At 58.8% G+C, this 24,583-nt stretch carries 22 protein-coding genes and 1 pseudogene; 13 read left to right on the top strand and 10 right to left on the bottom strand.

The genetic code is table 11. The features are described 5' to 3' along the window. Nucleotides 1–14: 14 nt before the first annotated feature. Entirely contained in the window at nucleotides 15–926 is a 912-nt protein-coding gene (locus CUN63_RS15415) for a restriction endonuclease (RefSeq protein ID WP_129440646.1), read from the top strand. Between the two features lie 454 nt (nucleotides 927–1,380). Here CUN63_RS15415 and CUN63_RS32745 read toward each other — a convergent pair whose 3' ends face one another. Next, nucleotides 1,381–1,602, bottom strand: coding sequence for an SH3 domain-containing protein (locus CUN63_RS32745; RefSeq protein WP_129440644.1), 222 nt, complete (start codon nucleotides 1,600–1,602; stop codon nucleotides 1,381–1,383). A gap of 39 nt (nucleotides 1,603–1,641) precedes the next feature. Here CUN63_RS32745 and CUN63_RS15405 point away from each other — a divergent pair. Next, a pseudogene (locus CUN63_RS15405) lies at nucleotides 1,642–2,028 on the top strand (transposase); the annotation flags it as partial. A 186-nt stretch (nucleotides 2,029–2,214) separates the two neighbouring features. Here CUN63_RS15405 and CUN63_RS15400 read toward each other — a convergent pair. The 5 genes from CUN63_RS15400 to CUN63_RS15380 all read right to left on the bottom strand — a co-directional run bounded on the left by CUN63_RS15400 (nucleotide 2,215) and on the right by CUN63_RS15380 (nucleotide 6,387). After that, nucleotides 2,215–2,979 (bottom strand): ABC transporter ATP-binding protein, encoded by a 765-nt coding sequence (locus CUN63_RS15400; RefSeq protein WP_129440642.1) that lies wholly within the window; start codon nucleotides 2,977–2,979, stop codon nucleotides 2,215–2,217. Nucleotides 2,980–3,002: 23 nt separating this feature from the next. Next, complete coding sequence (locus CUN63_RS15395; RefSeq protein ID WP_129440640.1) at nucleotides 3,003–3,713, bottom strand: ABC transporter permease; 711 nt, start codon at nucleotides 3,711–3,713, stop codon at nucleotides 3,003–3,005. Next, nucleotides 3,710–4,438 (bottom strand): ABC transporter permease, encoded by a 729-nt coding sequence (locus CUN63_RS15390; protein ID WP_129440638.1) that lies wholly within the window; start codon nucleotides 4,436–4,438, stop codon nucleotides 3,710–3,712. Before CUN63_RS15390 ends, CUN63_RS15395 begins: the two co-directional genes overlap by 4 nt. A 55-nt stretch (nucleotides 4,439–4,493) precedes the next feature. Continuing rightward, entirely contained in the window at nucleotides 4,494–5,276 is a 783-nt protein-coding gene (locus CUN63_RS15385) for a transporter substrate-binding domain-containing protein (protein ID WP_129440636.1), read from the bottom strand. Between the two features lie 457 nt (nucleotides 5,277–5,733). Next, entirely contained in the window at nucleotides 5,734–6,387 is a 654-nt protein-coding gene (locus CUN63_RS15380) for a peptidase M41 (RefSeq protein WP_129445105.1), read from the bottom strand. Nucleotides 6,388–6,592: 205 nt separating this feature from the next. On the opposite strand from CUN63_RS15380, the gene CUN63_RS15375 reads away from it, so the two are divergent. The 10 genes from CUN63_RS15375 to CUN63_RS15330 all read left to right on the top strand — a co-directional run bounded on the left by CUN63_RS15375 (nucleotide 6,593) and on the right by CUN63_RS15330 (nucleotide 17,570). Then, nucleotides 6,593–7,054, top strand: coding sequence for an Lrp/AsnC family transcriptional regulator (locus CUN63_RS15375; RefSeq protein WP_007980298.1), 462 nt, complete (start codon nucleotides 6,593–6,595; stop codon nucleotides 7,052–7,054). Nucleotides 7,055–7,275: 221 nt separating this feature from the next. Then, complete coding sequence (locus CUN63_RS15370) at nucleotides 7,276–8,958, top strand: NAD(P)/FAD-dependent oxidoreductase (protein WP_129440634.1); 1,683 nt, start codon at nucleotides 7,276–7,278, stop codon at nucleotides 8,956–8,958. A gap of 12 nt (nucleotides 8,959–8,970) precedes the next feature. After that, nucleotides 8,971–9,765: a carbon-nitrogen hydrolase family protein gene (locus CUN63_RS15365; protein ID WP_056741292.1), complete on the top strand. Its 795-nt coding sequence runs from the start codon at nucleotides 8,971–8,973 to the stop codon at nucleotides 9,763–9,765. 48 nt (nucleotides 9,766–9,813) lie between these two features. Then, complete coding sequence (pqqF, locus tag CUN63_RS15360) at nucleotides 9,814–12,246, top strand: pyrroloquinoline quinone biosynthesis protein PqqF (protein ID WP_129440632.1); 2,433 nt, start codon at nucleotides 9,814–9,816, stop codon at nucleotides 12,244–12,246. A 155-nt stretch (nucleotides 12,247–12,401) separates the two neighbouring features. Then, a complete protein-coding gene (gene pqqA, locus CUN63_RS15355) occupies nucleotides 12,402–12,476 on the top strand; it encodes a pyrroloquinoline quinone precursor peptide PqqA (RefSeq protein WP_009045898.1) in 75 nt (24 codons plus the stop codon). A gap of 75 nt (nucleotides 12,477–12,551) precedes the next feature. Further along, complete coding sequence (gene pqqB / locus CUN63_RS15350) at nucleotides 12,552–13,463, top strand: pyrroloquinoline quinone biosynthesis protein PqqB (protein WP_129440630.1); 912 nt, start codon at nucleotides 12,552–12,554, stop codon at nucleotides 13,461–13,463. Nucleotides 13,464–13,609: 146 nt separating this feature from the next. Beyond that, nucleotides 13,610–14,359, top strand: a complete 750-nt coding sequence (gene pqqC / locus CUN63_RS15345) for a pyrroloquinoline-quinone synthase PqqC (RefSeq protein WP_129440628.1) — start codon at nucleotides 13,610–13,612, stop codon at nucleotides 14,357–14,359. Then, nucleotides 14,356–14,631, top strand: a complete 276-nt coding sequence (gene pqqD, locus CUN63_RS15340) for a pyrroloquinoline quinone biosynthesis peptide chaperone PqqD (protein WP_129440626.1) — start codon at nucleotides 14,356–14,358, stop codon at nucleotides 14,629–14,631. Before pqqC ends, pqqD begins: the two co-directional genes overlap by 4 nt. Next, on the top strand, nucleotides 14,624–15,778 hold the full coding sequence (gene pqqE / locus CUN63_RS15335) for a pyrroloquinoline quinone biosynthesis protein PqqE (protein WP_165353321.1): 1,155 nt from the start codon (nucleotides 14,624–14,626) through the stop codon (nucleotides 15,776–15,778). The genes pqqD and pqqE overlap by 8 nt, the downstream gene beginning before the upstream one ends. Further along, the gene (locus CUN63_RS15330) at nucleotides 15,744–17,570 is read left to right on the top strand and encodes a S9 family peptidase (RefSeq protein ID WP_129440623.1); all 1,827 of its coding nucleotides are present in this window, start codon (nucleotides 15,744–15,746) and stop codon (nucleotides 17,568–17,570) included. The genes pqqE and CUN63_RS15330 overlap by 35 nt, the downstream gene beginning before the upstream one ends. A gap of 183 nt (nucleotides 17,571–17,753) precedes the next feature. Here CUN63_RS15330 and CUN63_RS15325 read toward each other — a convergent pair whose 3' ends face one another. Further along, nucleotides 17,754–17,912, bottom strand: coding sequence for a YqaE/Pmp3 family membrane protein (locus CUN63_RS15325; RefSeq protein WP_129440621.1), 159 nt, complete (start codon nucleotides 17,910–17,912; stop codon nucleotides 17,754–17,756). Between the two features lie 208 nt (nucleotides 17,913–18,120). Continuing rightward, on the bottom strand, nucleotides 18,121–19,404 hold the full coding sequence (locus CUN63_RS15320; RefSeq protein ID WP_129440619.1) for an aspartate aminotransferase family protein: 1,284 nt from the start codon (nucleotides 19,402–19,404) through the stop codon (nucleotides 18,121–18,123). A 169-nt stretch (nucleotides 19,405–19,573) separates the two neighbouring features. Here CUN63_RS15320 and CUN63_RS15315 point away from each other — a divergent pair, with 169 nt between their 5' ends. Next, nucleotides 19,574–20,503: a LysR family transcriptional regulator gene (locus tag CUN63_RS15315; RefSeq protein WP_129440617.1), complete on the top strand. Its 930-nt coding sequence runs from the start codon at nucleotides 19,574–19,576 to the stop codon at nucleotides 20,501–20,503. A 227-nt stretch (nucleotides 20,504–20,730) separates the two neighbouring features. Here CUN63_RS15315 and CUN63_RS15310 read toward each other — a convergent pair whose 3' ends face one another. Next, nucleotides 20,731–22,509, bottom strand: coding sequence for an acyl-CoA dehydrogenase C-terminal domain-containing protein (locus CUN63_RS15310; RefSeq protein WP_129440615.1), 1,779 nt, complete (start codon nucleotides 22,507–22,509; stop codon nucleotides 20,731–20,733). A gap of 187 nt (nucleotides 22,510–22,696) precedes the next feature. Further along, nucleotides 22,697–24,493 (bottom strand): acyl-CoA dehydrogenase C-terminal domain-containing protein, encoded by a 1,797-nt coding sequence (locus CUN63_RS15305; RefSeq protein ID WP_129440613.1) that lies wholly within the window; start codon nucleotides 24,491–24,493, stop codon nucleotides 22,697–22,699. Nucleotides 24,494–24,583: the final 90 nt, after the last annotated feature.

The following is a 24,583-nucleotide window of genomic DNA, read 5'->3' as shown; positions in this document are numbered from 1 at the left end:
AACAGGAAGTTATTATGCCCATCCCGGACTTTCAAAGTGTCATGCGGCCGATACTGGCCACTGTTGCCGACGGTACTCCGCTGGCTCTGAGCGAATTACGCGAACGCATCGCCAACGAGTTTCAGCTCAGCGAGGAGGAGCGTAGCGAGCGCCTGCCCTCCGGTAAGCAGACGGTGATCAACAACCGAGTCGGTTGGGCACGCACCTATTTGAATAAGGCAGGGCTGCTGAGCATTCCGGCCAAGGGGATGCTGCAGATCACCGAACGCGGCAGAGAGGCGCTGAACAATGGCCCAGTACGCATTACCGTGAGCTGGCTGAAGCAATACCCGGAATTCGCGGTGTTTCATTCGACCAGTCCAGCCGAAAGTTCAGCGCCAGCCTTGCAGAGCGAGCCGGTCGAGCAAGCTACCCCCGACGAGCAACTAGCCACAGCACACCAGGCTCTGACGCAATCACTGGCGGATGACCTGCTGGCCCAGGTGCGTGCTGCCTCACCGACATTTTTCGAGCAACTGGTGGTCGACCTGATGATTTCCATGGGCTATGGCGGCTCACGCAAAGAAGCGGGGCGCGCGACTCAACAAACTAACGACGACGGCATCGACGGCATCATCAAGGAAGACAAGCTCGGCCTGGACGTCATATACCTGCAAGCCAAGCGCTGGAGTAACACCGTACACCGCCCGGAGATCGACAAGTTCATCGGAGCCCTCACCCGCCAGCGCGCCCGCAAGGGGGTGTTCATTACCACCTCGGACTTCTCCAGCGGCGCCCGCGAGGCAGCGATGAGCCTGGATATAAAGGTGGTGCTGATCGATGGGGTAGAGTTGGCACGCCTGATGGTCGAGAACAACCTGGGTTGCAACGTGAAGCAGGTTTACGAAGTGAAGCAGCTGGATACCGACTACTTCATCGAAGACTGATCCGTTTCATGCTCAGGACGGGGTCTGTGCTACAGAACTGCACCAATTTCCTCAAGCGCACCTTGTAAACGCTTCATCCGCGACACAAAGAACTCATCACCGAGCCGCCTGATAAAAAACCAAAACCTGACCGTCTTGCGGCACAGAGGACAGTACACTGGCGGTACAGTTACCAGCTTTTATAGCTTGCGCTAAACTACGCTTAAACAGCTCTATCACGGCACCTTCAGCTTACTGTGCCTACGCTAAACTACGCTGGGTTTTACTAGGCTTACAGCGTCTCTAGGCAACTCATAATCCTTTGGTCCACGGTTCAAGTCCGTGTGGGCCCACCAAACAAGAAAGCCGCGCAATGCGCGGCTTTTTCGTGTTTGAGGCTTGGATTTTCGAAGCCGCTTCTTCTGTATGAATACGGAAAGTGTCCAAAAAGTATCCACCCTCCCGCCACGCCAGATCACAGTTTCAGCGTGTATTGCGCGTAAACCCATCCCTCAAGCTCATCACCGTTCAGTTCGACCGATACGTGAATCCAGGATCCGCGCTCTGCCTTAACCTCCAGACGTGTTCCCAATTTCGTACGGCCAAGCTCTTCAGACCGCTTGTTGGGGCCTGCACGGAGAATTAACGTATCCCTAAGGAAACTCTGAAAAAGATTTCCTAATTTGGTGAAGCACACGCTTCACACGAACTGAACGGTTGAGCTCCGACGAAACAGATGTCCTTCGCCGATGCCGAATATGCCGGTAAACGTAAGCAGACTCGCCGCGAGCGTTTTCTGATCGAGATGGATCAGGTGGTGCCCTTGAAGGGACTGGTTGCCTTGATTGAGCCGCATTATCCGAAGGGCGAAGGTGGTCGTGCTGCCTATCCGTTGCTGGCGATGTTGCAGGTTCATCGGATGCAGAATTGGTTCGGCTACAGCGATCCGGCGATGGAAGAATCACTTTAGGAGACCACGATTCTTCGCCAGTTTTCGGGACTGCATCTGGATCGGATTCCCGACGAGACCACGATCCTCAATTTTCGTCGCTTGCTGGAAAAACATGAACTAGCCGGCGGAATTTTGCATGGCGAGGAAACGTACGTCTGCGGCGATGCCGGTTACACCGGTGTGGACAAGCGGCCTGACTGCCTGGACGACAGCCAAGTATAAATACTGATGCCTGCGTGATCGCTCGAGGCGAACATACTGCACCTTTCTGGACCCGTCCTGATTGCTGGACGCCCAATATCCATGCTCCTTTGATCGACCTACTAGTCTCTCAAAGGTGCATGGGATTATGGCGGCTTACTTCAGGTTGCCGCTGAGAAACTGCTGCAGACGTTCGCTTTGCGGGTTGCCCAGTACTTCTTCGGGCACACCCTGCTCTTCCACCCGCCCCTGGTGCAGGAACAGCACTTGGTTCGACACTTTGCGGGCAAAGCTCATTTCGTGGGTAACCATGATCATGGTGCGGCCTTCTTCGGCCAGCCCCTGAATCACCTTGAGCACTTCGCCCACCAGCTCCGGGTCCAGGGCCGAGGTCGGCTCGTCGAACAGCATGATCTCCGGTTCCATGGTCAGGGCCCGGGCGATGGCGACGCGTTGCTGCTGACCACCGGAGAGGAACGCCGGGTATTGATCGGCGACGCGCGACGCCAGCCCCACCTTGTCGAGATAGCGTCGGGCGCGCTCCTCGGCATCCTTCTTGCTGACACCCAGCACCCGGCGCGGAGCCATGGTGATGTTGTCGAGCACGGTCATGTGGCTCCACAGATTGAAATGCTGAAACACCATCGCCAGGCGCGTGCGCAGGCGTTGCAGTTCATCGGCGTCGGCCACGCGCATGCCGTGGCGGTCATGGACCATGCGAATCGGCTGGTTATCCAGGGTCATTGCGCCGTCATTGGGCGTTTCCAGGAAGTTGATGCAACGCAGGAAGGTGCTCTTGCCCGAACCACTAGCGCCGATCAGGCTGATCACATCGCCGGTTTTAGCGTTCAGCGAGACACCCTTGAGCACTTCGTGGTTGCCGTAGCTTTTATGCAGGTTTTCAACGGTCAGTTTGTACATGTGCGCAAACGTCCTCTACGGAATCAGTGAACCGGGGCAAGGAAAGATAGCCAGCGGCGCTCGGCCAGGCGGAACAAGCCGACCAGAATGAACGTGACGGCCAGGTAGATGACTGCGGCGATACCGAACGACTGGAAGGTCAGGAAGGTTGCCGAGTTGGCGTCTCTGGCGACCTTGAGAATGTCCGGCACGGTGGCGGTAAAAGCCACGGTGGTCGAGTGCAGCATCAGGATCACTTCGTTGCTGTAGTACGGCAACGAGCGGCGCAGGGCCGATGGCATGATGATGTAGGCATAGAGCTTCCAGCCACGCAGGCCATAGGCCTTGGCCGCCTCGACTTCGCCGTGGTTCATGCTGCGGATCGCCCCCGCGAAGATTTCCGTAGTGTAGGCGCAGGTGTTCAGGGCAAAGGCCAGAATGGTGCAATTCAAGGCGTCGCGGAAGAACGCATCAAGTACCGGCTGGGCGCGTACCGCAGCGAAGCTGTAGATGCCGGTGTAGCAAATCAGCAACTGGATATACAGCGGCGTACCGCGAAACAGGTAGGTGTAGAACTGCACCGGCCAGCGCACCCAGACACTGGACGACACCCGGGCAATCGACAACGGCACCGACACCACGAAGCCGAAGAAAATCGAGGCACTGAGCAACCAGAGGGTCATGGCCAGCCCGGTGATGTGACTGCCGTCCTGGTAAAGAAAGGGTCGCCAGTATTCCTGCAGTAGTTCGATCATCGTACGGCCTCCCGGGTACCTGCTGCGTAGAAGACATCCAGCCGGTGCAAGACGTAATTCGAAGCGGTGGTAATCACCAGATAGATCAAGGCCGCCAGCACAAGGAAGAAGAACAACTGATAGGAGCTTTTGCCCGCATCCTGGGCCACCTTGACCAGATCGGCCAGACCGATGATCGAGACCAACGCGGTGGCCTTGAGGATCACCATCCAGTTATTGCCGATGCCTGGCAGGGCGAAGCGCATCATTTGCGGGAACACCACGAAGCGAAAGCGCTGGGCGCGTGTCAGTCCGTAGGCGGTAGCCGCCTCCATCTGGCCGCGGGGTACGGCGAGGATCGCGCCGCGAAAGGTCTCGGTGAAATACGCACCGTAGATGAAGCCCAGGGTAATGACCCCGGCACTGAACGGGTTGATCTCGATATAGTCCCAGCCCAGCGCTTCGGTCAGGTTGGTCAGCCAGGTTTGCAGGCTGTAGAAAATCAGCAGCATCAACACCAGGTCCGGCACGCCACGAATCAGCGTGGTGTAGGCCTGCGCCGGGACGCGCAGCATAGCTGACTTGGAAAGCTTGGCACTGGCGCCGATCAGGCCGAGGACCACGCTCACCAGCAGCGACAGAAAGGATAATTTGACAGTCATCCAGGAGCCTTGCAGCAACAGCGGGCCAAAGCCCTTCAGGCTGAAGCCGGAAAGCCCCAGAATCTGCAATAGGTATTCGAACATTGAGCAGCCCTTTGGCAATCAAGAAAGCGCCCATCCGGGGGTGGGCGCAGGGTCGTTACTTGCCGCTGTAAAGGTTCAGGTCAGCGAAGTGCTTCTGCTGGACGGCGGCATAGGTGCCATTGTCGTGCAGAGCCTTGATGCCTTTGTCCAGAAGGGCCTTGAGTTCAGTGTTGCCCTTGGTGATGCCCACCGCCGTTTTCGATGGAAGCAGCTCGCTCTCGACCGGCTTGCTGACTTCAAAGTTGGCGCCTTGTGGCGACTTCAGGAAGCCCAGTTCGGCTTGCAGCATGTCCTGGATCGAAGCATCGAGGCGACCGGAGATCAGGTCCGCGTAAACCTGGTCCTGATTGGCGTAGGCCTGTGTCTCTACTCCGGCCTTGTCCAGCACGGCCTTGGCGTAGGCTTCCTGGATGGTGCCTTGCTCGTAGCCGACTTTCTTGCCCTTTAGCGTGGCCGGATCGGCGTCGATGGCGGCGCCTTTTTTGAATACCAGCCCGGTTGGGCCAGAGAACAACTCGCTGGAGAAGTCGATGACTTTTTCGCGGGCTGGTGTGGCGGTCATGGAAGAGATCACGCCGTCGAACTTGTTGGCCTTGAGGCCGGGAATCATGCCGTCGAAATCGCTTTCGACCCACTTGCACTTGACTTTCAGCTCAGCGCAAATCGCGTTGCCCAGGTCAATATCGAAGCCCTCCAGGCTGCCATCGGCGGCTTTGGACTCAAACGGCGCGTAGGACGGATCGACGCCAAAGCGCAATTCCTTGTATTCCTTGGCCAGCGCGGAGCCGGCAGCCATGCAGAGAGCTAATGCGGAAAGGGTCAGAAATGTTTTTTTCATTATTTTTATTCCTAAAGACCAACATGAGCGCATGTGACACATGAGTACTGTTATGGAACTCGTATGTCACTTTGGAAGAAGTAACACCCAACAGCTCGCGCTCCTGGTGAACGAGGAGGCAGAGCTCGCGGGGAAAGGAGTCTAGAAGCAAGCGAGTGCGACGATAAGACGCAAAGTGCATTAATTTGACGAATTATTGGTCATTATGACGAGTAATAGTGACCGTATGATGCGTCGACGCTAATTCGTTAGTCATGAAGAGCTGCTGCGACCGGAACAAATCGCACTGATTGCGAACCACCTCCATCACATCCCCATCGCTGTTAATGGCGGCAATCTTTGGCGTGCGTGCGGATCGCTGAAGTCGCGCGTACACCACTGATTTGGGCCACGGCGACTCGACCAGGGTCCCTGATGCTGGGGGCGCTGCTGCTTTCGCCATACACGCAGATCGCCCTCAACTTTCAGAAGCAACAGTTAACGCCGGAATGGCCTGCACGGGCCGCAGGCGTTCAAGCATTTCACCCGTCAACACGACCTCATACGTATCCGCCGCCCTACCCCACTGCTCCACGATGACCATGCCGTCGACCAGCGCCCCCGCTAATTCGGAAATCGTATCGGCCAATTCCTCCACGATTTTTTGAGTCCGCCCCCACACACGATCAGTGATCGCTTTAAGCTCAGCCGTTATGCCGTCCGACGACGCGTGATCCGTATCGGGGTAGGCGATGTTGCGCAGCAAGTGCCGTAACTCCCTTATTTTCGCGTAATCCTGTTCCGCCCCCAGCGCTCCGTTCAGGATGGCTGCCGCTTTCGACTTATCGACGTTTTTTTTTGGCGAATGTTTTGAAGCTAATGTCTGGCCCATAGCGCCAGCCAAGAGCACCACCATCCGGGCTTCCAAATACGCCTTCATCGCGTCCATCGAAGAAATGGACCGCGCCAAGGTGATGGAAGCTCCCCCTTGATGCCTCAAGTCCATGGTCACTGTCAGACTCACGCCGCCTGTTGCAAAACCCAAGGCGCGGGCTACGACGTAGTGCCCCATTTCGTGATGTGCAATCTGCAATGCATGGTCCCGCATTGCGGGAGGCATCTTGTTTGTCATTGCCATGGCCTCGCATCCCTCGATTTCGCATTCGACTACGACTGACTGTTGGTGTCCATCCTGTCGATCGCGCCTTGCTCAAGCCCAAGAAAAACCCGAGATGTAGAAAACGGTATGAACGGTACTGAGGCTAGATCAACCATCCGCTGTGCGACATGTGCCTGTAACATACCAACCCATTGATCTGTGCCGCTGGAGACGACCCTTGCCTGACACTCGCCCGCCCGTTCTGGACGAAATCGATCGCCAATTGATTGCAGCCCTGCAGATCAATGCCCGCGAAAGCGTGGCCATGCTCGCGCGACAATTGGGCATCGCCCGCACCACCGTGACTTCGCGGCTGGCCCGGCTGGAAAAAGCCAAGGTGATCACCGGTTACGGCGTGCGTTTGGGTCAGCGTGTCGTGGATGGCGGCTTGCAGGCGTACGTCGGAATCACGGTGCAACCGCGCTCGGGCAAGGAAGTGTTGCGACGTCTCAGCGCGATGGCTCAAGTGCAGCAGTTGTGCGCGGTCAGTGGTGAATTTGATTACGTGGCGTGGCTGCGCACCGATTCACCTGAGCAGTTGGATCAGTTGCTCGACCAAATTGGCAGCGTGGATGGCGTGGAGAAGACAACTACGTCGATTATCTTGAGTAGCAAGATTGATAGGGGGCAGCCGGTTTGAGTTTTTGCCGATAGTTCCTTGGTGTCTGGGAGGGCCTAATCGCGAGCAAGCTCGGCTCCCACATTGACGGTGTGTAGCATTCCATCGTCACTCTGATCAAACAATTAGCAAAACGACGACACATTGCATCTTATTAACGTGTTCTACGCTCTCTAGAATGGCTGCCATCTTTTCCTATACTCAGACGCGCATGCCGCGTCCGGTCGCCAGCAAGGTCAGCCATGAACAAGAACAATCGCCATCCTGCAGACGGTAAAAAACCAGTCACCATTTTCGGTCCGGACTTTCCCTTCGCCTTCGACGACTGGATCGAGCACCCGGCCGGCCTGGGCAGCATCCCTGCGCACAACCATGGCGCCGAGGTAGCGATCGTCGGTGCCGGCATCGCGGGTCTGGTGGCCGCGTACGAATTAATGAAACTGGGCCTCAAACCCGTCGTCTACGAAGCCTCGAAAATGGGCGGCCGTCTGCGCTCGCAGGCGTTCAATGGCGCCGAAGGCATCATCGCCGAGCTCGGCGGCATGCGTTTCCCCGTGTCGTCCACCGCCTTTTATCACTACGTCGACAAGCTTGGGCTGCAAACCAAACCTTTCCCGAACCCACTGACACCTGCCTCGGGCAGCACGGTGATCGACCTCGAAGGCCAGACCCATTACGCACAGAAACTGGCGGATCTTCCTGCACTGTTCCAGGAAGTCGCCGACGCCTGGGCCGACGCGCTGGAAGCCGGTTCGCAGTTCTCTGACATCCAGCAAGCGATCCGCGACCGGGATGTGCCGCGTCTCAAAGAGCTGTGGAACACCCTCGTTCCGCTGTGGGACGACCGCACCTTCTACGACTTCGTTGCCACCTCCAAAGCCTTCGCCAAACTCTCGTTCCATCACCGCGAAGTGTTTGGTCAGGTCGGTTTCGGCACCGGCGGCTGGGACTCGGACTTCCCGAACTCGATGCTGGAAATCTTCCGTGTGGTCATGACCAACTGCGACGACCACCAGCACTTGGTGGTCGGCGGCGTGGAACAAGTGCCGTTGGGGATCTGGCGTCATGTGCCGGAACGTTGCGTGCACTGGCCGGAAGGCACCAGTCTCAGCTCCCTGCACAACGGCGCACCGCGTACCGGCGTGAAAAAAATTGCCCACGCGGCAGACGGGCGCTTTGCCGTCACCGACAACTGGGGCGATACCCGCGAATACGCAGCAGTGCTGACCACCTGCCAGAGCTGGCTGCTGACCACCCAGATTGAATGCGACGAAACCCTGTTCTCGCAAAAGATGTGGATGGCCCTCGACCGCACCCGCTACATGCAATCGTCGAAAACTTTCGTGATGGTCGATCGGCCATTCTGGAAAGACAAGGATCCGGAAACCGGTCGCGACCTGATGAGCATGACCCTCACCGATCGCCTGACCCGCGGCACCTATCTGTTCGACAACGGCGACGACAAGCCGGGCGTGATTTGCCTGTCGTACTCGTGGATGAGCGACGCACTGAAAATGCTCCCGCAACCCGTGGAAAAACGCGTGAAACTGGCGCTGGATGCCTTGAAGAAAATCTACCCGAAAGTCGACATCGCGGCGCGGATCATCGGCGATCCGATCACCGTGTCCTGGGAAGCCGACCCGCATTTCCTCGGCGCTTTCAAAGGCGCCCTGCCCGGCCACTACCGCTACAACCAGCGCATGTACGCGCATTTCATGCAGGCCGACATGCCGGCCGAGCAGCGCGGGATTTTCATCGCCGGCGACGATGTTTCGTGGACGCCTGCGTGGGTCGAAGGCGCGGTACAGACCTCGCTCAATGCGGTGTGGGGCATCATGAAACACTTCGGCGGTGAAACTCACGCCGAGAACCCGGGTCCAGGAGATGTGTTCAACGAGATCGGTCCGATCGCCCTGTCCGAGTAAGAGGAATCCGAAATGCGCGTAGCCCTTTACCAATGTCCACCGCTGCCCCTGGATGTCGCAGGCAACCTGCAACGTCTGCATCAATTGGCGCTGGAGGCCAAGGGCGCAGATTTGCTGGTGCTGCCGGAGATGTTTTTGACCGGCTACAACATCGGCCTCGATGCCGTCAGCGTGCTGGCGGAAGTGCACAACGGTGAGTCGGCGCAGCAGATCGCGCGCATCGCCAAGACGGCCGGGATCGCCATTTTGTATGGCTACCCCGAGCGCACCGAGGATGGGCAGATCTACAACGCCGTGCAGTTGATCGACGCCAATGGCGAACGCCTGTGCAACTACCGCAAGACTCACCTGTTCGGCGACCTCGATCACTCGATGTTCAGCGCCGGACCGGATGAGTTTCCGCTGGTTGAACTCAATGGCTGGAAGCTCGGCTTCCTGATCTGCTACGACCTGGAATTCCCGGAAAACGCCCGACGCCTGGCCCTGGCCGGCGCCGAGCTGATTCTGGTGCCGACGGCGAACATGATTCCTTACGACTTCATCGCCGACGTCACCGTCCGCGCCCGGGCCTTCGAAAACCAGTGCTATGTGGCTTACGCCAACTATTGCGGCAACGAAGGCGAGATCCAGTATTGCGGCCAGAGCAGCATCGCCGCGCCGGATGGCAATCGCATCGCCCAAGCCGGCCTTGATGAAGCACTGATTGTCGGCGAGCTGGATCGTCAGTTGATGGTCGATTCCCGCGCCGCCAATCGCTACTTCCTTGATCGCCGCCCCGAGCTTTACAGCGAGCTTAACAAGCGCTGATCCATCGTTATCCGCTAGCATTGGCACTTCTCTGTTCTGGAAGTGCTCATGCCTGCGCTGAATCACCCTCGCCCTCACACTGAAACCCTGGCCAACGGCCTGCGGGTGACGCTGCGTCATGCTCCCGATTTGAAGCGCAGTGCTGCTGCGTTGCGCGTCGCGGCGGGCAGCCATGACGTGCCGCTGGCCTGGCCCGGGCTGGCGCACTTTCTTGAACACCTGCTGTTTCTCGGTACGGAGCGCTTTCCCGCAAGCCAAGGGCTGATGGCCTACGTCCAGGGTCATGGCGGTCAGGTGAATGCGCGGACGAGCGAACGCACCACGGACTACTTTTTCGAGTTACCGCCTCAGGCGTTTACCGGGGGACTGCAGCGCCTGTCGGACATGCTCGCTCATCCACGTATGAATCCGGACGATCAGCGGCGGGAACGGGAAGTGCTGCACGCAGAATTTGTTGCATGGTCTCGGGATACGACCGCTCAGCAGCAATTCGCGCTGTTCGACGGCCTTTCAGCGGCGCATCCACTGCGGGCGTTTCATGCCGGCAACCGCTACAGCCTGCCGGTGCCGCAACCTGAGTTTCAGCAAGCCTTGCAGGGTTTCTATCAGCGTTTTTATCAGACCGGGCAAATGACCTTGAGCCTGGCAGGGCCGCAGAGTCTCGATGAGTTGAGGGCGATGGCTCGGCGCTTTAGCGCTGCGATTCCCGTAGGGGAAAAAGTCCCGCAACAAGCGCCTACATCGCTGATGGATTCTTCGGACAAAAGTTATCAACAGGCTGGAGCGCGTCGACTGGGTCTGCTGTTTGCCTTCGAAGCGTTGCCCGATTCATCGCCCGAGGCGCTGGCGTTCCTGTGTCATTGGCTGAACGCCGCGAAACCCGGTGGCCTGCTGACGCAATTGCGCGAGCGCGGACTGGCTGACAGCCTGAAAGCTGCGCCACTCTATCAATTCACCGGCCAGGCCTTGTTGCACATCGAATTCACGTTACCCGCCAACGCGACGCCCAACAGGATCCGCGAGCAGCTACTGGATTGGCTTGGATTCTTTGCCTCACAGCAACCCTGGACCGGGTTGCGCGAAGAATACGCCGCCCTGCTGCAACGTCAGCAGCAAGTCAGCGGCGCCCTGCAACTGGCCCGCCTGGACAGCGAACAGCGTGAAATAGGGTTATCCGAATCGGGCATTGCAGCCCTCAATGAAATCCTGAAACAAATCGGCGCTGTGGATAACTTCACCGGCCAATGGCAACTGCCAACACCTAATCCGTTTTTACGCGCCGAGGCTCCGGTTCCGAGTGCCGGACTGATCCGCGGCCAGACCAGCAAACACCGAGGCTTGCGGACCTTTGCCCAGGATCGCTCACGCGGTCGTCGTGAACGGTCGCCCATGCAGTTCAGTCAGGCGTTGCCCGATAGCAGTGCCGAAGGCGCCGTTTACCTGCGCTGGCGTCTGGACTCGGCACCTCGCAGCAACGTTCAGACGAACCTGGAAAACCGCCTTCAGCCGTTGCGTGAAGACGCACGTCAGGCAGGTGTCGATTTTTCCTTCAGCTCATCGGGCAATGAATGGCTGCTGAAAATGACCGGGCTACAGGAGCCGATGCCGACCGTCCTCGAACATGCGCTGAAAGAACTGACAACACCTGATGCCGGCTTCTCACAAGAAGAGCCGCCGAGCGTTGCATTGATGCCGATTCGACAGTTGCTTAAAGCGCTGCCTGATCACTGCCTTGAGCGCAGCGCCGACTCGGACGATTTGATGCAGCTTTGGTCGAGCGCACGCTGGGACGGTTTGGCGACCGGCCTGTCCGCCCAGACACAAGCGGCGATGGGCCTTGCCTTGAGTCGTGTACCCGGCACTGCGGACAATCAACTGACGCCGCCCTCCCCGATAAACGCGCAGCATTTCTGGAGCGCGGTCGACACCGGATCCAGCGAACACGCGCTGCTACTCTTCTGTCCGACCGCAACTGCAAAAATCGCTGATGAAGCCGCCTGGCGCTTGCTGGCTCACGTCTGCCTGACGCCGTTTTACCAACGCCTGCGGGTAGAACTGCAGCTCGGCTATGCGGTGTTCAGCGCCCTGCGGCAGATCCATGGGCAGACCGGGCTGCTGTTCGGCGTGCAATCACCCAGCGTCGCCCCTCTGGATCTGCTGGAACACATCGAACACTTCCTGAGCGGATTGGCCGGGATGATCGAAGACATCAATGACGAGACCTTTATCGACCAGCGCCAGGCACTGGCCGATCAATTCGATAGCGCGGCACTGCCCAATGCGCAGGCCGCCGAACTGCTCTGGCAGGGCAAACTGGCCGGCCACTCGTCGGAATATCTGACTCAACTGCCTCAGGCAATTCTGATGATCGACCGTGAAACGTTACTGGCCGCCGCACAACGACTGAATCAGGCCGAAGGCGGTTGGCGCTGTCTGGCCAGCGGACCGTGCCCGGGCTCGCCTTGGCAAGCGGCAAAATGATCATTAGCGGTGCTGCAATTAGCTTTCTCAAAGATTCCCGGCCAATCGCCCTGTAATTTTGAGTAACATAGCCACCTAACTATCTGAACATCTCCGGCTGGAGGTGGACTATATGTATAGACCTCAACTGTCCCATCACCTGAAGGAGCGCTCCTATGTCCTGGTCCAAACCTGCTTACACCGACCTGCGTATCGGCTTTGAAGTCACCATGTACTTCGCAAGCCGCTAATCTTTTTGTAGCGCAGTGCAACGCCTCGGCTCGCCGAGGCGTTTTTATTTTCAGTTTTCGAATGATGGAGCGGCCATGTTTGTCCAGATTCTAGGTTCCGCCGCCGGCGGTGGTTTCCCCCAGTGGAACTGCAACTGCGTGAACTGCGCCGGTTTTCGCGATGGCAGCCTGAACGCCAAGGCGCGGACCCAGTCGTCCATCGCAATTTCCGATAACGGCGTGAACTGGGTGTTGTGCAACGCATCGCCGGACATCCGCGCCCAGCTCCAGAGTTTCACCCCGATGCAACCGGGCCGCGCGCTGCGCGATACCGGCATCAACGCGATCATCCTGATGGACAGCCAGATCGACCACACCACCGGCCTGCTCAACCTGCGCGAAGGTTGCCCGCACCAGGTCTGGTGCACCGACATGGTCCACGAAGACCTGAGCACCGGTTTCCCGCTGTTCACCATGCTGACCCACTGGAACGGCGGGCTGACCTGGAACCGCATCGAACTCGACCGCAGCTTCACCATCCCGGCCTGCCCGAGTCTGCGCTTCACCCCGTTGCCGCTGCGCAGCGCCGCACCGCCGTATTCGCCGCACCGTTTCGACCCGCACCCGGGAGACAACATCGGCCTGATCGTTGAAGACCTCAACACCGGCGGCAAACTGTTCTACGCACCGGGCCTGGGCAAGGTCGACGCACCGTTGCTGGAGATCATGGCGGGCAGCGATTGCCTGCTGGTGGACGGCACGATGTGGGATGACGACGAAATGCAGCGCCGTGGCGTCGGCACCCGCACCGGTCGGGAGATGGGCCACCTGGCGCAGAACGGCCCCGGCGGCATGCTGGAAGTGCTGGAACAATTGCCAAAGCAGCGCAAAGTGCTTATCCACATCAACAATACCAACCCGATTCTCGATGAGGATTCGCCGGAGCGTGCAGAACTGGTTCGGCGCAATGTTGAAGTGGCTTACGACGGCATGAGTATTGTGCTTTAAGAGCCGAGACCGCTGCGCGGTCTATCGCGAGCAAGCTCGCTCCCACAGGGTTCCGCGTGGTCACCCAATCCAGTGTGGGAGTGAGCTTGCTCGCGATGAGGCCGGCACAAGCACTACACACCTACGGTTGTGCCCGGAGAACCGAAATGAACACAGCAATGTCCCCCGCCGAGTTCGAAGCAGCCCTGCGCGCCAAGGGCGCCTATTACCACATCTATCACCCGTATCACGTGGCGATGTACGAAGGCCGGGCAACGCGCGAGCAGATCCAGGGCTGGGTCGCCAACCGTTTCTATTATCAGGTGAATATCCCGCTCAAGGATGCCGCGATCCTCGCCAACTGCCCGGACCGCGAGATTCGTCGTGAGTGGATTCAGCGTTTGCTCGACCATGACGGCGCCCCCGGCGAAGACGGCGGCATCGAAGCCTGGCTGCGCCTGGGCCAGGCCGTCGGCCTCGACCCGGATCAGCTACGCTCGCAGGAATTGGTACTGCCCGGCGTGCGATTTGCCGTCGATGCCTACGTCAACTTCGCCCGCCGTGCCAGTTGGCAGGAAGCCGCCAGCAGCTCGCTGACCGAACTGTTTGCGCCGCATATCCACCAGTCGCGCCTGGACAGCTGGCCGCAGCATTACCCGTGGATCGACCCGGCCGGTTACGAGTATTTCCGCACGCGTCTGGGTCAGGCACGTCGCGACGTGGAACACGGCTTGGCGATCACTTTGCAGCACTACACGACGCGGGCCGGCCAAGAGCGCATGCTGGAAATTCTCCAGTTCAAACTGGACATTCTTTGGAGCATGCTCGATGCCATGAGCATGGCCTATGAACTGAATCGCCCGCCGTATCACAGCGTGACCGAGCAACGGGTCTGGCATAAAGGAATCACCTTATGAGTTTTGATCGCAGCAAGACCCCGACCTGGCGTACCGGCTACCGCTTCCAGTACGAACCGGCGCAGAAAGGTCATGTGCTGCTCTACCCGGAAGGCATGATCAAACTCAACGAAAGCGCCGCGCTGATCGGCGGTTTGATCGACGGCGAGCGTGACATCGCGGCGATCATCGCCGAACTGGACGCGCAGTTCCCCGGCGTCACCGAGCTCGGTGACGACATCGAGCAATTCATGGAGGTCGCCCGTGCTCAGCACTGGATCGAACTTGCCTGATTGCGCGTCAGACAAGTTACCGCCCAAACCGGAAATCGGCCTACCGCTGTGGCTGCTGGCCGAGCTGACCTATCGCTGCCCGTTGCAATGCCCGTATTGTTCCAATCCGCTGGACTTCGCCGAGCAAGGCAAAGAACTGAGCACTGAGCAGTGGATCAAGGTTTTTCGCGAAGCGCGGGAAATGGGTGCGGCGCAGTTGGGCTTTTCCGGCGGTGAACCGCTGGTGCGCCAGGACCTCGCCGAGCTGATTGCCGAGGCGCGCAAGCTGGGTTTCTACACCAACCTGATCACCTCCGGCATCGGCCTGACCGAGCAGAAAATCAGCGACTTCAAGAAGGCCGGCCTGGACCACATTCAGATCAGCTTTCAGGCCAGCGACGAGCAAGTGAACAACTTGCTGGCCGGCTCGAAGAAGGCCTTCGCCCAGAAGCTGGAAATGGCCCGCGCAGTGAAAGCCCACGGTTATCCGATGGTGCTGAACTTCGTGACCCATCGGCACAACATCGACAAGATCGACCGGATCATCGAGCTGTGCATCGCTCTTGAGGCGGACTTTGTGGAACTCGCCACGTGCCAGTTCTACGGTTGGGCGCAGCTCAACCGGGTCGGTCTGTTGCCGACCAAGGAACAACTGGTCCGCGCCGAACGCATCACCAACGAATACCGCGCCAAACTGGAAGCCGAAGGGCATCCGTGCAAGCTGATTTTCGTCACCCCTGACTATTACGAAGAGCGCCCGAAAGCCTGCATGAACGGCTGGGGCAGCATCTTTCTGACGGTCACGCCGGACGGAACCGCCCTGCCCTGTCACGGTGCCCGACAGATGCCGGTGCAATTTCCCAACGTACGCGACCACAGCATGCAACACATCTGGTACGACTCGTTCGGCTTCAACCGCTTCCGCGGTTACGACTGGATGCCCGAGCCGTGCCGTTCCTGCGACGAGAAAGAAAAAGACTTCGGCGGCTGTCGCTGCCAGGCATTCATGCTCACGGGGGACGCGAGCAACGCCGACCCGGTGTGCAGCAAGTCGGAACATCACGGCGTGATCCTCAAGGCTCGCGAAGAAGCCGAGCACGCGACCCAGACCATTGAACAACTGGCCTTTCGCAATGAACGAAACTCACGACTCATCGCTAAAAGCTGAACCCTTCAGCGCTGCCAAGGCTGTTGCGGCCGGCATCGACTTCGCCGAGTTGCAGGTCGGCCCACATGGCTTGTTCTGGAACGAGTACCGCCCCGAGGATGCCGCCTGCCGAATCTGGCATTGGCGAGGCGGCCAGGCGCATTGCCTGACACCTGCGGGCTTCAGTGTGCGCAGTCGGGTGTACGAATATGGCGGCGGCGCGTTCTGTCTGACCGATGACGGGATAGTGTTCGTCAACGAGGCGGACCAACAGCTGTATCGGCAGTCGCTGGCCGGCGAGACACCCGAGTTACTGAGCTCAGGCGAATGCCGATACGGCGATCTGCAGTTCGCTAACGGGCAGGTATTGGCGGTTGAAGAGAACCGCGACCGACACCGCCTGGTGGCTATCGATGTGGCTGACGGGGTACGTCATCTGCTGGCCGAAGGCGCCGACTTCTATGCCGCACCGACGTTGAGTCCCGACGCGCAACGACTGGCGTGGATCGAGTGGAGTCGCCCGGATCAGCCATGGACCTCGACTCGCCTGATGGTTGCCGAACGCCAGAGCGATGGCCGTTTTGCTCCGCCGCATTGCGTGGCGGGCGAAGACGCTGAGGAATCGCTGCAACAACCGAGGTTCGATACAAGCGGCCGTCTGTTTTGCCTGACAGATCGCGGTGGCTACTGGCAGCCTTGGGTGGAATCGGCAGACGGTCTGAGCCCGCTGCCGAGTGCCGCATCTGATCATGGGCCAGCGCCGTGGCAGCTGGGTGGCAGCACCTGGTTGCCGCTGAGCGAAGGCCGCTATCTGGCGAGCTGGACCGAAGACGGGTTTGGCAAACTGGGGCTTTGTGGTGACGCCGGTGAAGATTTCACGGGCGATTACAGCCGCTTCCGCCATCTCGCACTGGATGAGCAGTTCATTTACTGCATCGCCGCTTCGCCAGTCAGTTCGTCGTCAGTCATTGCCATCGACCGCCAGACCCGGCAGGTCAAAACACTGGCTGGCGGTATTGCACCGTTGCCTGCCGAGCAGATCAGCGTCCCGCAAACCCTGCGCTACCCGAGCGGTTCGGGCGAGGCACACGGCTTCTTCTATCCAGCGATGACCGGTGATGCGAAACCGCCTCTGGTGGTGTTCATCCACGGCGGTCCGACTTCGGCCTGCTACCCCATGCTCGATCCGCGTATCCAGTACTGGGCGCAACGTGGATTTGCCGTGGCCGACCTCAACTACCGCGGCAGCAGTGGCTATGGCCGGGCTTATCGACAAGCGCTGCATTTGAGCTGGGGTGAAGTAGATGTGGAAGACGCTTGCGCAGTCGTCGCTCATCTTGCCGAACGCGGATTGATCGACGGCGACAAGGCATTTATTCGCGGTGGCAGCGCCGGTGGTTACACCACACTTTGCGCATTGGCCTTCCACAACGTCTTTCGCGCCGGCGCCAGCCTGTATGGCGTCAGTGATCCTGTGGCGCTGGGCCGGACGACTCACAAGTTCGAAGGCGATTATCTGGATTGGCTGATCGGCGACCCGGTGCAGGATGCTGAACGCTACGCCGCTCGAACGCCGTTGCTGCATGCGGGCAACATCGGTGTTCCGGTGATTTTCTTTCAGGGTGAACTTGACGCAGTGGTGGTACCGCAACAGACCCGCGACATGGTCACGGCGTTGCAGGACAACGGCATTCTGGTTGAAGCGCATTACTACGCTGACGAACGCCATGGCTTTCGCAAGGCCGGCAATCAGGCCCATGCGCTGGAGCAGGAGTGGTTGTTTTATCGGCGGGTGATGGAATTGGCGGGCTGAAGTCGGCGCTTAGTGCAAAAAATTGCGGCGCCCCTTTCGCGAGCAAGTCGAATCGTCGCACCGCCGCTCCCACATTAGATCTTCACTGAACACAGCATTTGTGTACGACAAAGATCAAATGTGGGAGCGGCGGTGCGACGATTCGACTTGCTCGCGAAAGCGATCTACCAGACGCCACAAAACTCAACGCTTGGCGATGATGTACACCGCATGCACGATCCCGGGGATGTAACCGCACAGCGTCAGCAGAATATTCAGCCAGAACGCCCCAGCGAAACCGACTTGCAGAAACACGCCCAGTGGTGGCAACAGAATGGCGATGATGATGCGAACAAAGTCCATGGGGTCAGCTCCTGATTAAAGTTGGCTCGTGCGAGCCTACAGCTAATCGACCTTTGCCGTTCGTCAGGGTTCAGTGCCATCACGTCCGAGAGTGAAACCTTTCCGGCGAAATCCACAGACAAAAAAACGCCCCGCGCCAAAAGAATCAGGCATGGGGCGATGCGTTATACCGCGAGACGGTTCGGGAATTCGTGTAGGGCAGGTCTGATCAGACGGCAATCCCTTTGCGGCACTGCAGTTGCGCAGTGCGCACACGGGAGAAGGCGCGGGCCAGGCGCAGGAGCATTTCGTCGACATTGGCTTTGCTGACGGTCAGGGCCGGGGTAAAGCGCAGGCAATCGGACTGCGGAGCTTTAAGCAGCAAGCCTTCGTACAACGCAGCTTTAACGACGGCGTCAGCCAATTCGTCGGACAAGGTAAGACCCCAGAACAGTCCTTTTCCGCGCAACTCGCCGTGACCATAGCGATGGGATAAACGCTGCAAACCTTCGCTCAGGTGCTGACCGGTTTCCCCGACATGATCGAGAAACCCCTTGTCCTGAACGCTGTCGAGCACCGCCAGACTGGCCGTCGTCAAAAGTGCATTGCCATGATGAGTGCCTGTCACTTCGCCGATGTCGAAACAGCAGGCCTTGCCCCGCGCCAGCAACGCCGCCAATGGCACGCCACCGCCCAGTCCTTTGCCGAGAACGACGATATCTGCTCGCACGCCGTAGGATTGTTCGGCGAGCAAAGTACCGCAACGACCGATGCCAGTTTGCACTTCGTCGAAGATCAGCAGAATGCCCAGCTCACGGCACAGGCGCTCGACCCCTTTGAGGTAATGCTCGGTGGCCGGTATCACCCCGGCTTCGCTCTGGATCGGTTCGAGCATGATCGCCACGGTCTGGGCATCGACGGCCGCATGCAAGGCCGGAAGGTCATTGAACGGCACGTGACTGAAGCCCGGAAGCAGCGGCTCGAATCGGTTAGTCAGATTCGAACTGTCCGACGCCGAAATCGTCCCCAGACTACGACCATGGCAACCGTTGTAGGCAACGATGATCCGCGAAGCCCCGCCACGATGCCGTTGACCCCATTTGCGCGCCAGTTTGATCGCCGCTTCACAGGCTTCACTGCCACTGTTGAGCAGGTACGCCTGATCACTCCCGGTGCTGGAACACAGTCGCTCAGCAAGATTGAGCATGCCGCGGTTATGGAGGCCGAAGCCGGGGTTAATCAACGACTGAGCCTGCGCCGCGATGGCGTTGACCAGCACCGAAGGGCTGTGTCCGAGGCTATTGGCCCCGCCACCCTGTGAGAAATCCAGATAAGCGCGGTCATCGCTGTCCCACAACCATGAGCCCTGGCCGCGCAGGAATATCTGTTTCGGTCGCTCGACACTGGGCATCAGGCACTCGCTGGAAAAATTGTCGCCTTTGGACGGCAAGAAGGTGCCCACCGCCAGGTCATCAAGACTCGGAGGATTGCGCCGCAAATTAAACAGGTTCATCTGATCAAACCTCGTGCGAGGTTTTTTGCCTTACCTATGTAAACACCATCGAAGCAAACGGTATTCATCGCGTTCTGTGGCCCTGTAAGCCTTGTGAATGCGGTTAGACTAGGCCCAGCCAAGGCCTTGAGCCATTTCGATTTCCCAGCATTTTCGATAAGCACACCTTATGGATTTCAAGCAACTGCGTTATTTCGTCGCGGTCTACGAAGAAGGTCATGTGGGCCGGGCTGCCGAGCGGCTTTCAATCTCCCAACCGGCGCTGTCCCAGCAGATCCGCCACCTCGAACAAAACCTCGATGTGAGCCTGTTCGAACGCAGCAGCAAACGTCTGCTGCCAACCCTGGCTGCTCATACTTTGTACAACCATGCCCTGCCCTTGCTGGATGGATTGCAGCGGGCACGGGAAGCCTTGGGCAACTTCAAGGGCCAAGCATTGCGCACGTTGGCCATCGGTGTATTGCAGACCGTCCATACGAGCCTGGTGCCGCAGATGCTCGAACGCGTGCGCAAGGCGCAGCCGCATTTGGTGGTGCAGATCTATGAACTGACGGGGCTGGAAATCGAGCGGCGCTTGCTCAACGGTTCACTGGACATCGGCATCAGCTATCTGCCGCCTCGTCAGCCGGGGTTACACGGCGTGATGCTGTACGAAGACGAACTGACCCTGGTCATCCCGGCGGATCACCCGTTGCGCGAATTCAAGAAAGTGTCCATGAGTCAGGCCGCCGAATTGCCAATGTTGCTGCTGGGTGAAGAGTTTCAAGTACGGCAGATCTGGCAGGCGCAACTGGCGAATCTGGGACGACGTCCGCAGGTACAGGCAGAACTGAACAACATGGCGGGGATTCTCGACAGCCTGCCGCACACGCGACTGGCGACGGTGCTGCCCGGACGCTCGCAACAGGCACACGGCCATAAGGAACTGTTGTGGAAACCATTGAGCGAGCCGAGGGTGCCGCTGAAAGTTGGATTAGTGTGTCGGGATGTGCAGCGGCAACAGGCCTCGCTGGCCTTACTGCGTACGTTGCTGGAAGAAGTGATAAATGGCTCGGATGGGCGTTTGAGCAGCCCGGCAACACTGGATGAAATGAGCTGAGCACTTTTCTGCAGGCAAAAGAAAACCCCGCCGAAGCGGGGCTTTGCAGACTGTTTCCCTGACATCCATTTCACTCCGCCGTCCTGGCAGAATCCTACGTGTCCGTGTTGTTGCTTTGCGCTTCCTGCGCGACGTCCATGTGAAGTAGATTAGCTGTGGATCCAATCTTCATCTATGGGAGAAGAGCAGCACGTCATGTAAGAGAATGCTTACATGACGCTACATTGTCAGAACTGTCCTGCGTCCAGCAGGAACAACGACTCGCTTCCGGCCTTCACCGACGCGCTCAACGAGTGAATACGCGGCAGCAGACGTGCGAAATAGAAGCGCGCCGTGCCCATCTTGCTCGCGTAGAAATCGTCCTGCGCTTCTTTGCCAAAAGCGGCCTTGGCCATCAGTGCCCACATGTACGCATACGACACGTAACCGAATGCTTGCAGATACTCGACCGAGGCAGCACCGATTTCGTTCGGGTTGCTTTTCGCCCGGTCGAGCAGCCATGCGGTCAGTTCGTCGAGGGTGGTCACGGCATCGTTCAGCGGCTTGGTGAACTCGGCCAGATCAGCACTGGCAGTCGCGGTGAAATGACGGATCTCGTCAGCGAACAGGTTGTAGAACGCCCCGCCGGTACCGACGATCTTGCGTCCTACCAGGTCCAGCGCCTGAATGCCGTTGGTGCCTTCGTAGATCTGGGTGATGCGCACGTCGCGGACCAATTGCTCCTGGCCCCACTCACGGATGTAACCGTGGCCACCGAAAACCTGCTGGCCGTGAATGGTGGTTTCCAACCCGAGGTCAGAGAGGAACGCCTTGGCCACTGGGGTCAGCAAGGCCACCAAATCTTCCGCGCGTTTGCGGGTGGTCGCGTCTTCGCTGAACTTGGCGGTGTCCAGCTGCATGGCCACGTAGGTCGAGAAAGCACGACCGCCTTCGTTCGACGCTTTCATGGTCAGCAGCATGCGACGCACATCTGGGTGGACGATGATCGGGTCAGCGGCCTTGTCCTTGTTTTGCGCGCCGGTCGGCGAACGGCTTTGCAGGCGGTCGCGGGCGTATTCGACGGCGTTCTGGTACGAGCGCTCGCCGCTGGCCAGGCCCTGAATACCAACACCCAGACGTTCGTAGTTCATCATGGTGAACATCGCGGCCAGGCCTTTGTTCGGCTCACCGACCAGATAACCCACGGCCTCATCGAAGTTCATTACACAGGTCGCGGACGCCTGAATGCCCATCTTGTGTTCGATCGAACCGCAGGTCGCCGGGTTGCGTGCGCCCAGGCTGCCATCGGCGTTGACCATGAACTTGGGCACCAGGAACAACGAAATGCCCTTGGGCCCAGCCGGCGCGTCCGGCAACTTGGCCAGCACCAGATGGATGATGTTCTCGGTCAGGTCATGCTCACCGCCGGTGATGAAGATCTTGGTGCCGCTGACTTTGTAGGAACCGTCAGCCTGAGGTTCCGCCTTGGTGCGGATGATCCCAAGGTCTGTACCGGCATGCGGCTCGGTCAGGCACATGGAACCGGCCCAGACGCCGGCGTACATGTTCGGCAGGTACGCAGCTTTCAGCGCTTCGCTGGCGTGGGCGTTGATCGACAGGCAGGCGCCTGCGGTCAGCATCGGGTACAGACCGAACGACAGGCTGGCGGAGTTGACCATTTCTTCGACCTGCGCCGAAACAGCCTTGGGCATGCCCATGCCGCCGTAGGTCGGATCACCGCCGACACCGACCCAACCGCCTTCAGCATAAGTCTGATAAGCCTGTGGGAAACCTGCCGGCGTGGTGACGGCACCGTCCGCCCAATGGCAACCTTCTTCGTCAGCCGCACGACTCAGGGGCGCGATGCTTTTGCTGGTGACCTTGCCGGCTTCTTCAAGAATGGCTTCGACCGTTTCAGCATCGACAGTCTCGGCCAGCGCAGGTAGTTCGGCCCACAGTTTGGCGACCTCGAAAACTTCGTTGAGGACGAAGCGCATATCGCGCAGGGGCGCTTTGTAGTCAGCCATGGCAAACCTCGCAAGATCTAAACTGGTGATTCGTAGGAATGGTTTATTCGTTGGGTCCGAGTGTAACCCAACAACTTTTGCGACACATAGGGTCAGACAATGACCGTTTTGTAATTTTTAGTCACCGACTTACCAGTCATAAAAAAGCCCGCAACAAGGCGGGCTCCTTTGTTACTGGTTTAAAAGATTAAAGCGCAAATAACTCCGCCGGCAGCTTCATCAGACAATCGCTCCCGGCCTCGATGGCCGCCCGATGAGCGGCGGTGCGCGGCAACAATCGCTTGAAGTAAAACTCGCTGGTCGCCAGTTTTGCCTGGCAGTAAGCGGCATCGCCACTGCCCGAATCGAGTTGCGCCTGAGCGACCAACGCCATGCGCAGCCACAGATAGCCGAGGATGATGTAACCGCTGTACATCAAGTAATCCACCGAAGCCGCGCCGACTTCATCCGGATTTTTCATTGCGGCCATCCCGACCTTGGTGGTCACCTCTCCCCACTGCTGATTCAGGTCGTTGAGCTGCGCCACGTAGCTGGCGAGTTGCGGATGTCCAGCGTTTGCCGCACAGAACTTGTGAACGATTTTGGTGAACCCGCGCAGCAATTCCCCCTGACTGCCGAGGACTTTTCTTCCAAGCAAGTCCAGCGCCTGAATACCGTTGGTGCCTTCGTAGATCGGTGCGATCCGGCAGTCGCGTACCAGCTGCTCCATGCCCCACTCGCGGATAAAACCGTGACCACCGAACACCTGCATGCCGTGGTTGGTCACTTCCAGTCCAGTATCGGTCATGAAGGCTTTGCAGATTGGCGTGAGGAACGCCAGCAGGTCTTCGGCATCCTGACGCGCTGTTTCATCCGGACTCAGATGCGCCACGTCCAGCAACTGAGCAGTGAAATAAGTCAGCGCCCGATTGCCTTCGTTGAAGGCCTTCATGGTCAGTAACATCCTGCGCACATCAGGATGAACAATGATCGGATCGGCGGCTTTTTCCGGTGCTTTCGGGCCGGTAAGCGCACGCATCTGCAGACGGTCGTTGGCGTACTTGATCGCACCCTGAAAACTCGCCTCGCCGAGACACAAACCCTGCATGCCGGTGCCCAGCCGAGCATGGTTCATCATGGTGAACATGCAGTTCAGGCCCTTGTTCGGCTCACCGATCAAGAAGCCCTTGGCCTCATCGAAATTCAGCACGCAGGTGGCCGAGGCCTTGATGCCCATTTTGTGTTCGATCGAGCCACAGGAAACGCCATTTCGTTCGCCCGCCTCACCCTCCTCATTGGGTAGGAATTTGGGAACGATAAACAGGGAAATGCCCTTGGTGCCTGCCGGAGCGTCCGGCAGTTTGGCAAGCACCAGGTGAATGATGTTTTCACTCATGTCGTGCTCGCCGGCAGAGATGAAGATCTTGCTGCCGGAGATCGCGTAGCTGCCGTCGGCCGCAGGCACGGCGCGGGTTTTGATGATGCCCAGGTCGGTGCCGCAATGGGCTTCGGTCAGGCACATGGTGCCGGTCCATTGGCCTGCGGTGAGCTTGCTCAGGTACGTCTGTTTCTGTTCTTCGGTGCCATGGGCGTGGATTGCCGACATCGCGCCGTGAGTCAGACCGGGGTACATGCCCCAGGAGGTGTTGCTGGAGCCGACCATTTCGCTGATGACCAGCCCCAGTGAACTCGGCAAACCCTGGCCACCGTAAACCGGATCAGCCGCCAGACCATGCCAGCCGCCTTCAACGTACTGTGCGAAGGCCTGCTTGAAGCCTGTAGGCGTAGTCACCACACCATTGTCGAAATGGCAGCCTTCTTCATCACCGCTGCGGTTCAGCGGTGCGAGAACGTTCTCACAGAATTTCGCACCTTCTTCGAGGATCGCATTGACCATGTCCGGGCTGGCATCGGTGGCGCCCAGCGCGGCGTAGTTGCTGTGAAAATCGAAGACATGGTCGATCAGAAAGCGCATGTCGCGCAGGGGAGCTTTGTACTCAGGCATGGTCATTTCTCCGGCAGCAGATTCCCCAAACCTACTGCCGCGCAACCGGCCTAACAATCACAGTCCAGACGCTGAATGCGCCATCATCAC

Source organism: Pseudomonas sp. ACM7 (genome assembly GCF_004136015.1).
In the GTDB taxonomy this organism is placed as follows: Bacteria; Pseudomonadota; Gammaproteobacteria; order Pseudomonadales; family Pseudomonadaceae; genus Aquipseudomonas; species Aquipseudomonas frigoris.
This window is presented reverse-complemented; position numbering and strand designations above follow the sequence as displayed.

Excerpts from the sequence above, each read along its gene's own strand:
- CUN63_RS15395 (WP_129440640.1), bottom strand. The coding sequence starts at position 3,713 with ATGATCGAACTACTGCAGGAATACTGGCGACCCTTTCTTTACCAGGAC.
- CUN63_RS15400 (WP_129440642.1), bottom strand. The coding sequence starts at position 2,979 with ATGTACAAACTGACCGTTGAAAACCTGCATAAAAGCTACGGCAACCAC.
- pqqC (WP_129440628.1), top strand. The coding sequence starts at position 13,610 with ATGAACACAGCAATGTCCCCCGCCGAGTTCGAAGCAGCCCTGCGCGCC.
- CUN63_RS15385 (WP_129440636.1), bottom strand. The coding sequence starts at position 5,276 with ATGAAAAAAACATTTCTGACCCTTTCCGCATTAGCTCTCTGCATGGCT.
- CUN63_RS15305 (WP_129440613.1), bottom strand. The coding sequence starts at position 24,493 with ATGCCTGAGTACAAAGCTCCCCTGCGCGACATGCGCTTTCTGATCGAC.
- pqqB (WP_129440630.1), top strand. The coding sequence starts at position 12,552 with ATGTTTGTCCAGATTCTAGGTTCCGCCGCCGGCGGTGGTTTCCCCCAG.
- CUN63_RS15315 (WP_129440617.1), top strand. The coding sequence starts at position 19,574 with ATGGATTTCAAGCAACTGCGTTATTTCGTCGCGGTCTACGAAGAAGGT.
- CUN63_RS15310 (WP_129440615.1), bottom strand. The coding sequence starts at position 22,509 with ATGGCTGACTACAAAGCGCCCCTGCGCGATATGCGCTTCGTCCTCAAC.
- CUN63_RS15415 (WP_129440646.1), top strand. The coding sequence starts at position 15 with ATGCCCATCCCGGACTTTCAAAGTGTCATGCGGCCGATACTGGCCACT.
- CUN63_RS15370 (WP_129440634.1), top strand. The coding sequence starts at position 7,276 with ATGAACAAGAACAATCGCCATCCTGCAGACGGTAAAAAACCAGTCACC.
- CUN63_RS15320 (WP_129440619.1), bottom strand. The coding sequence starts at position 19,404 with ATGAACCTGTTTAATTTGCGGCGCAATCCTCCGAGTCTTGATGACCTG.
- pqqF (WP_129440632.1), top strand. The coding sequence starts at position 9,814 with ATGCCTGCGCTGAATCACCCTCGCCCTCACACTGAAACCCTGGCCAAC.
- CUN63_RS15325 (WP_129440621.1), bottom strand. The coding sequence starts at position 17,912 with ATGGACTTTGTTCGCATCATCATCGCCATTCTGTTGCCACCACTGGGC.
- pqqD (WP_129440626.1), top strand. The coding sequence starts at position 14,356 with ATGAGTTTTGATCGCAGCAAGACCCCGACCTGGCGTACCGGCTACCGC.
- CUN63_RS15365 (WP_056741292.1), top strand. The coding sequence starts at position 8,971 with ATGCGCGTAGCCCTTTACCAATGTCCACCGCTGCCCCTGGATGTCGCA.
- CUN63_RS15380 (WP_129445105.1), bottom strand. The coding sequence starts at position 6,387 with ATGACAAACAAGATGCCTCCCGCAATGCGGGACCATGCATTGCAGATT.
- CUN63_RS15390 (WP_129440638.1), bottom strand. The coding sequence starts at position 4,438 with ATGTTCGAATACCTATTGCAGATTCTGGGGCTTTCCGGCTTCAGCCTG.
- CUN63_RS15330 (WP_129440623.1), top strand. The coding sequence starts at position 15,744 with ATGAACGAAACTCACGACTCATCGCTAAAAGCTGAACCCTTCAGCGCT.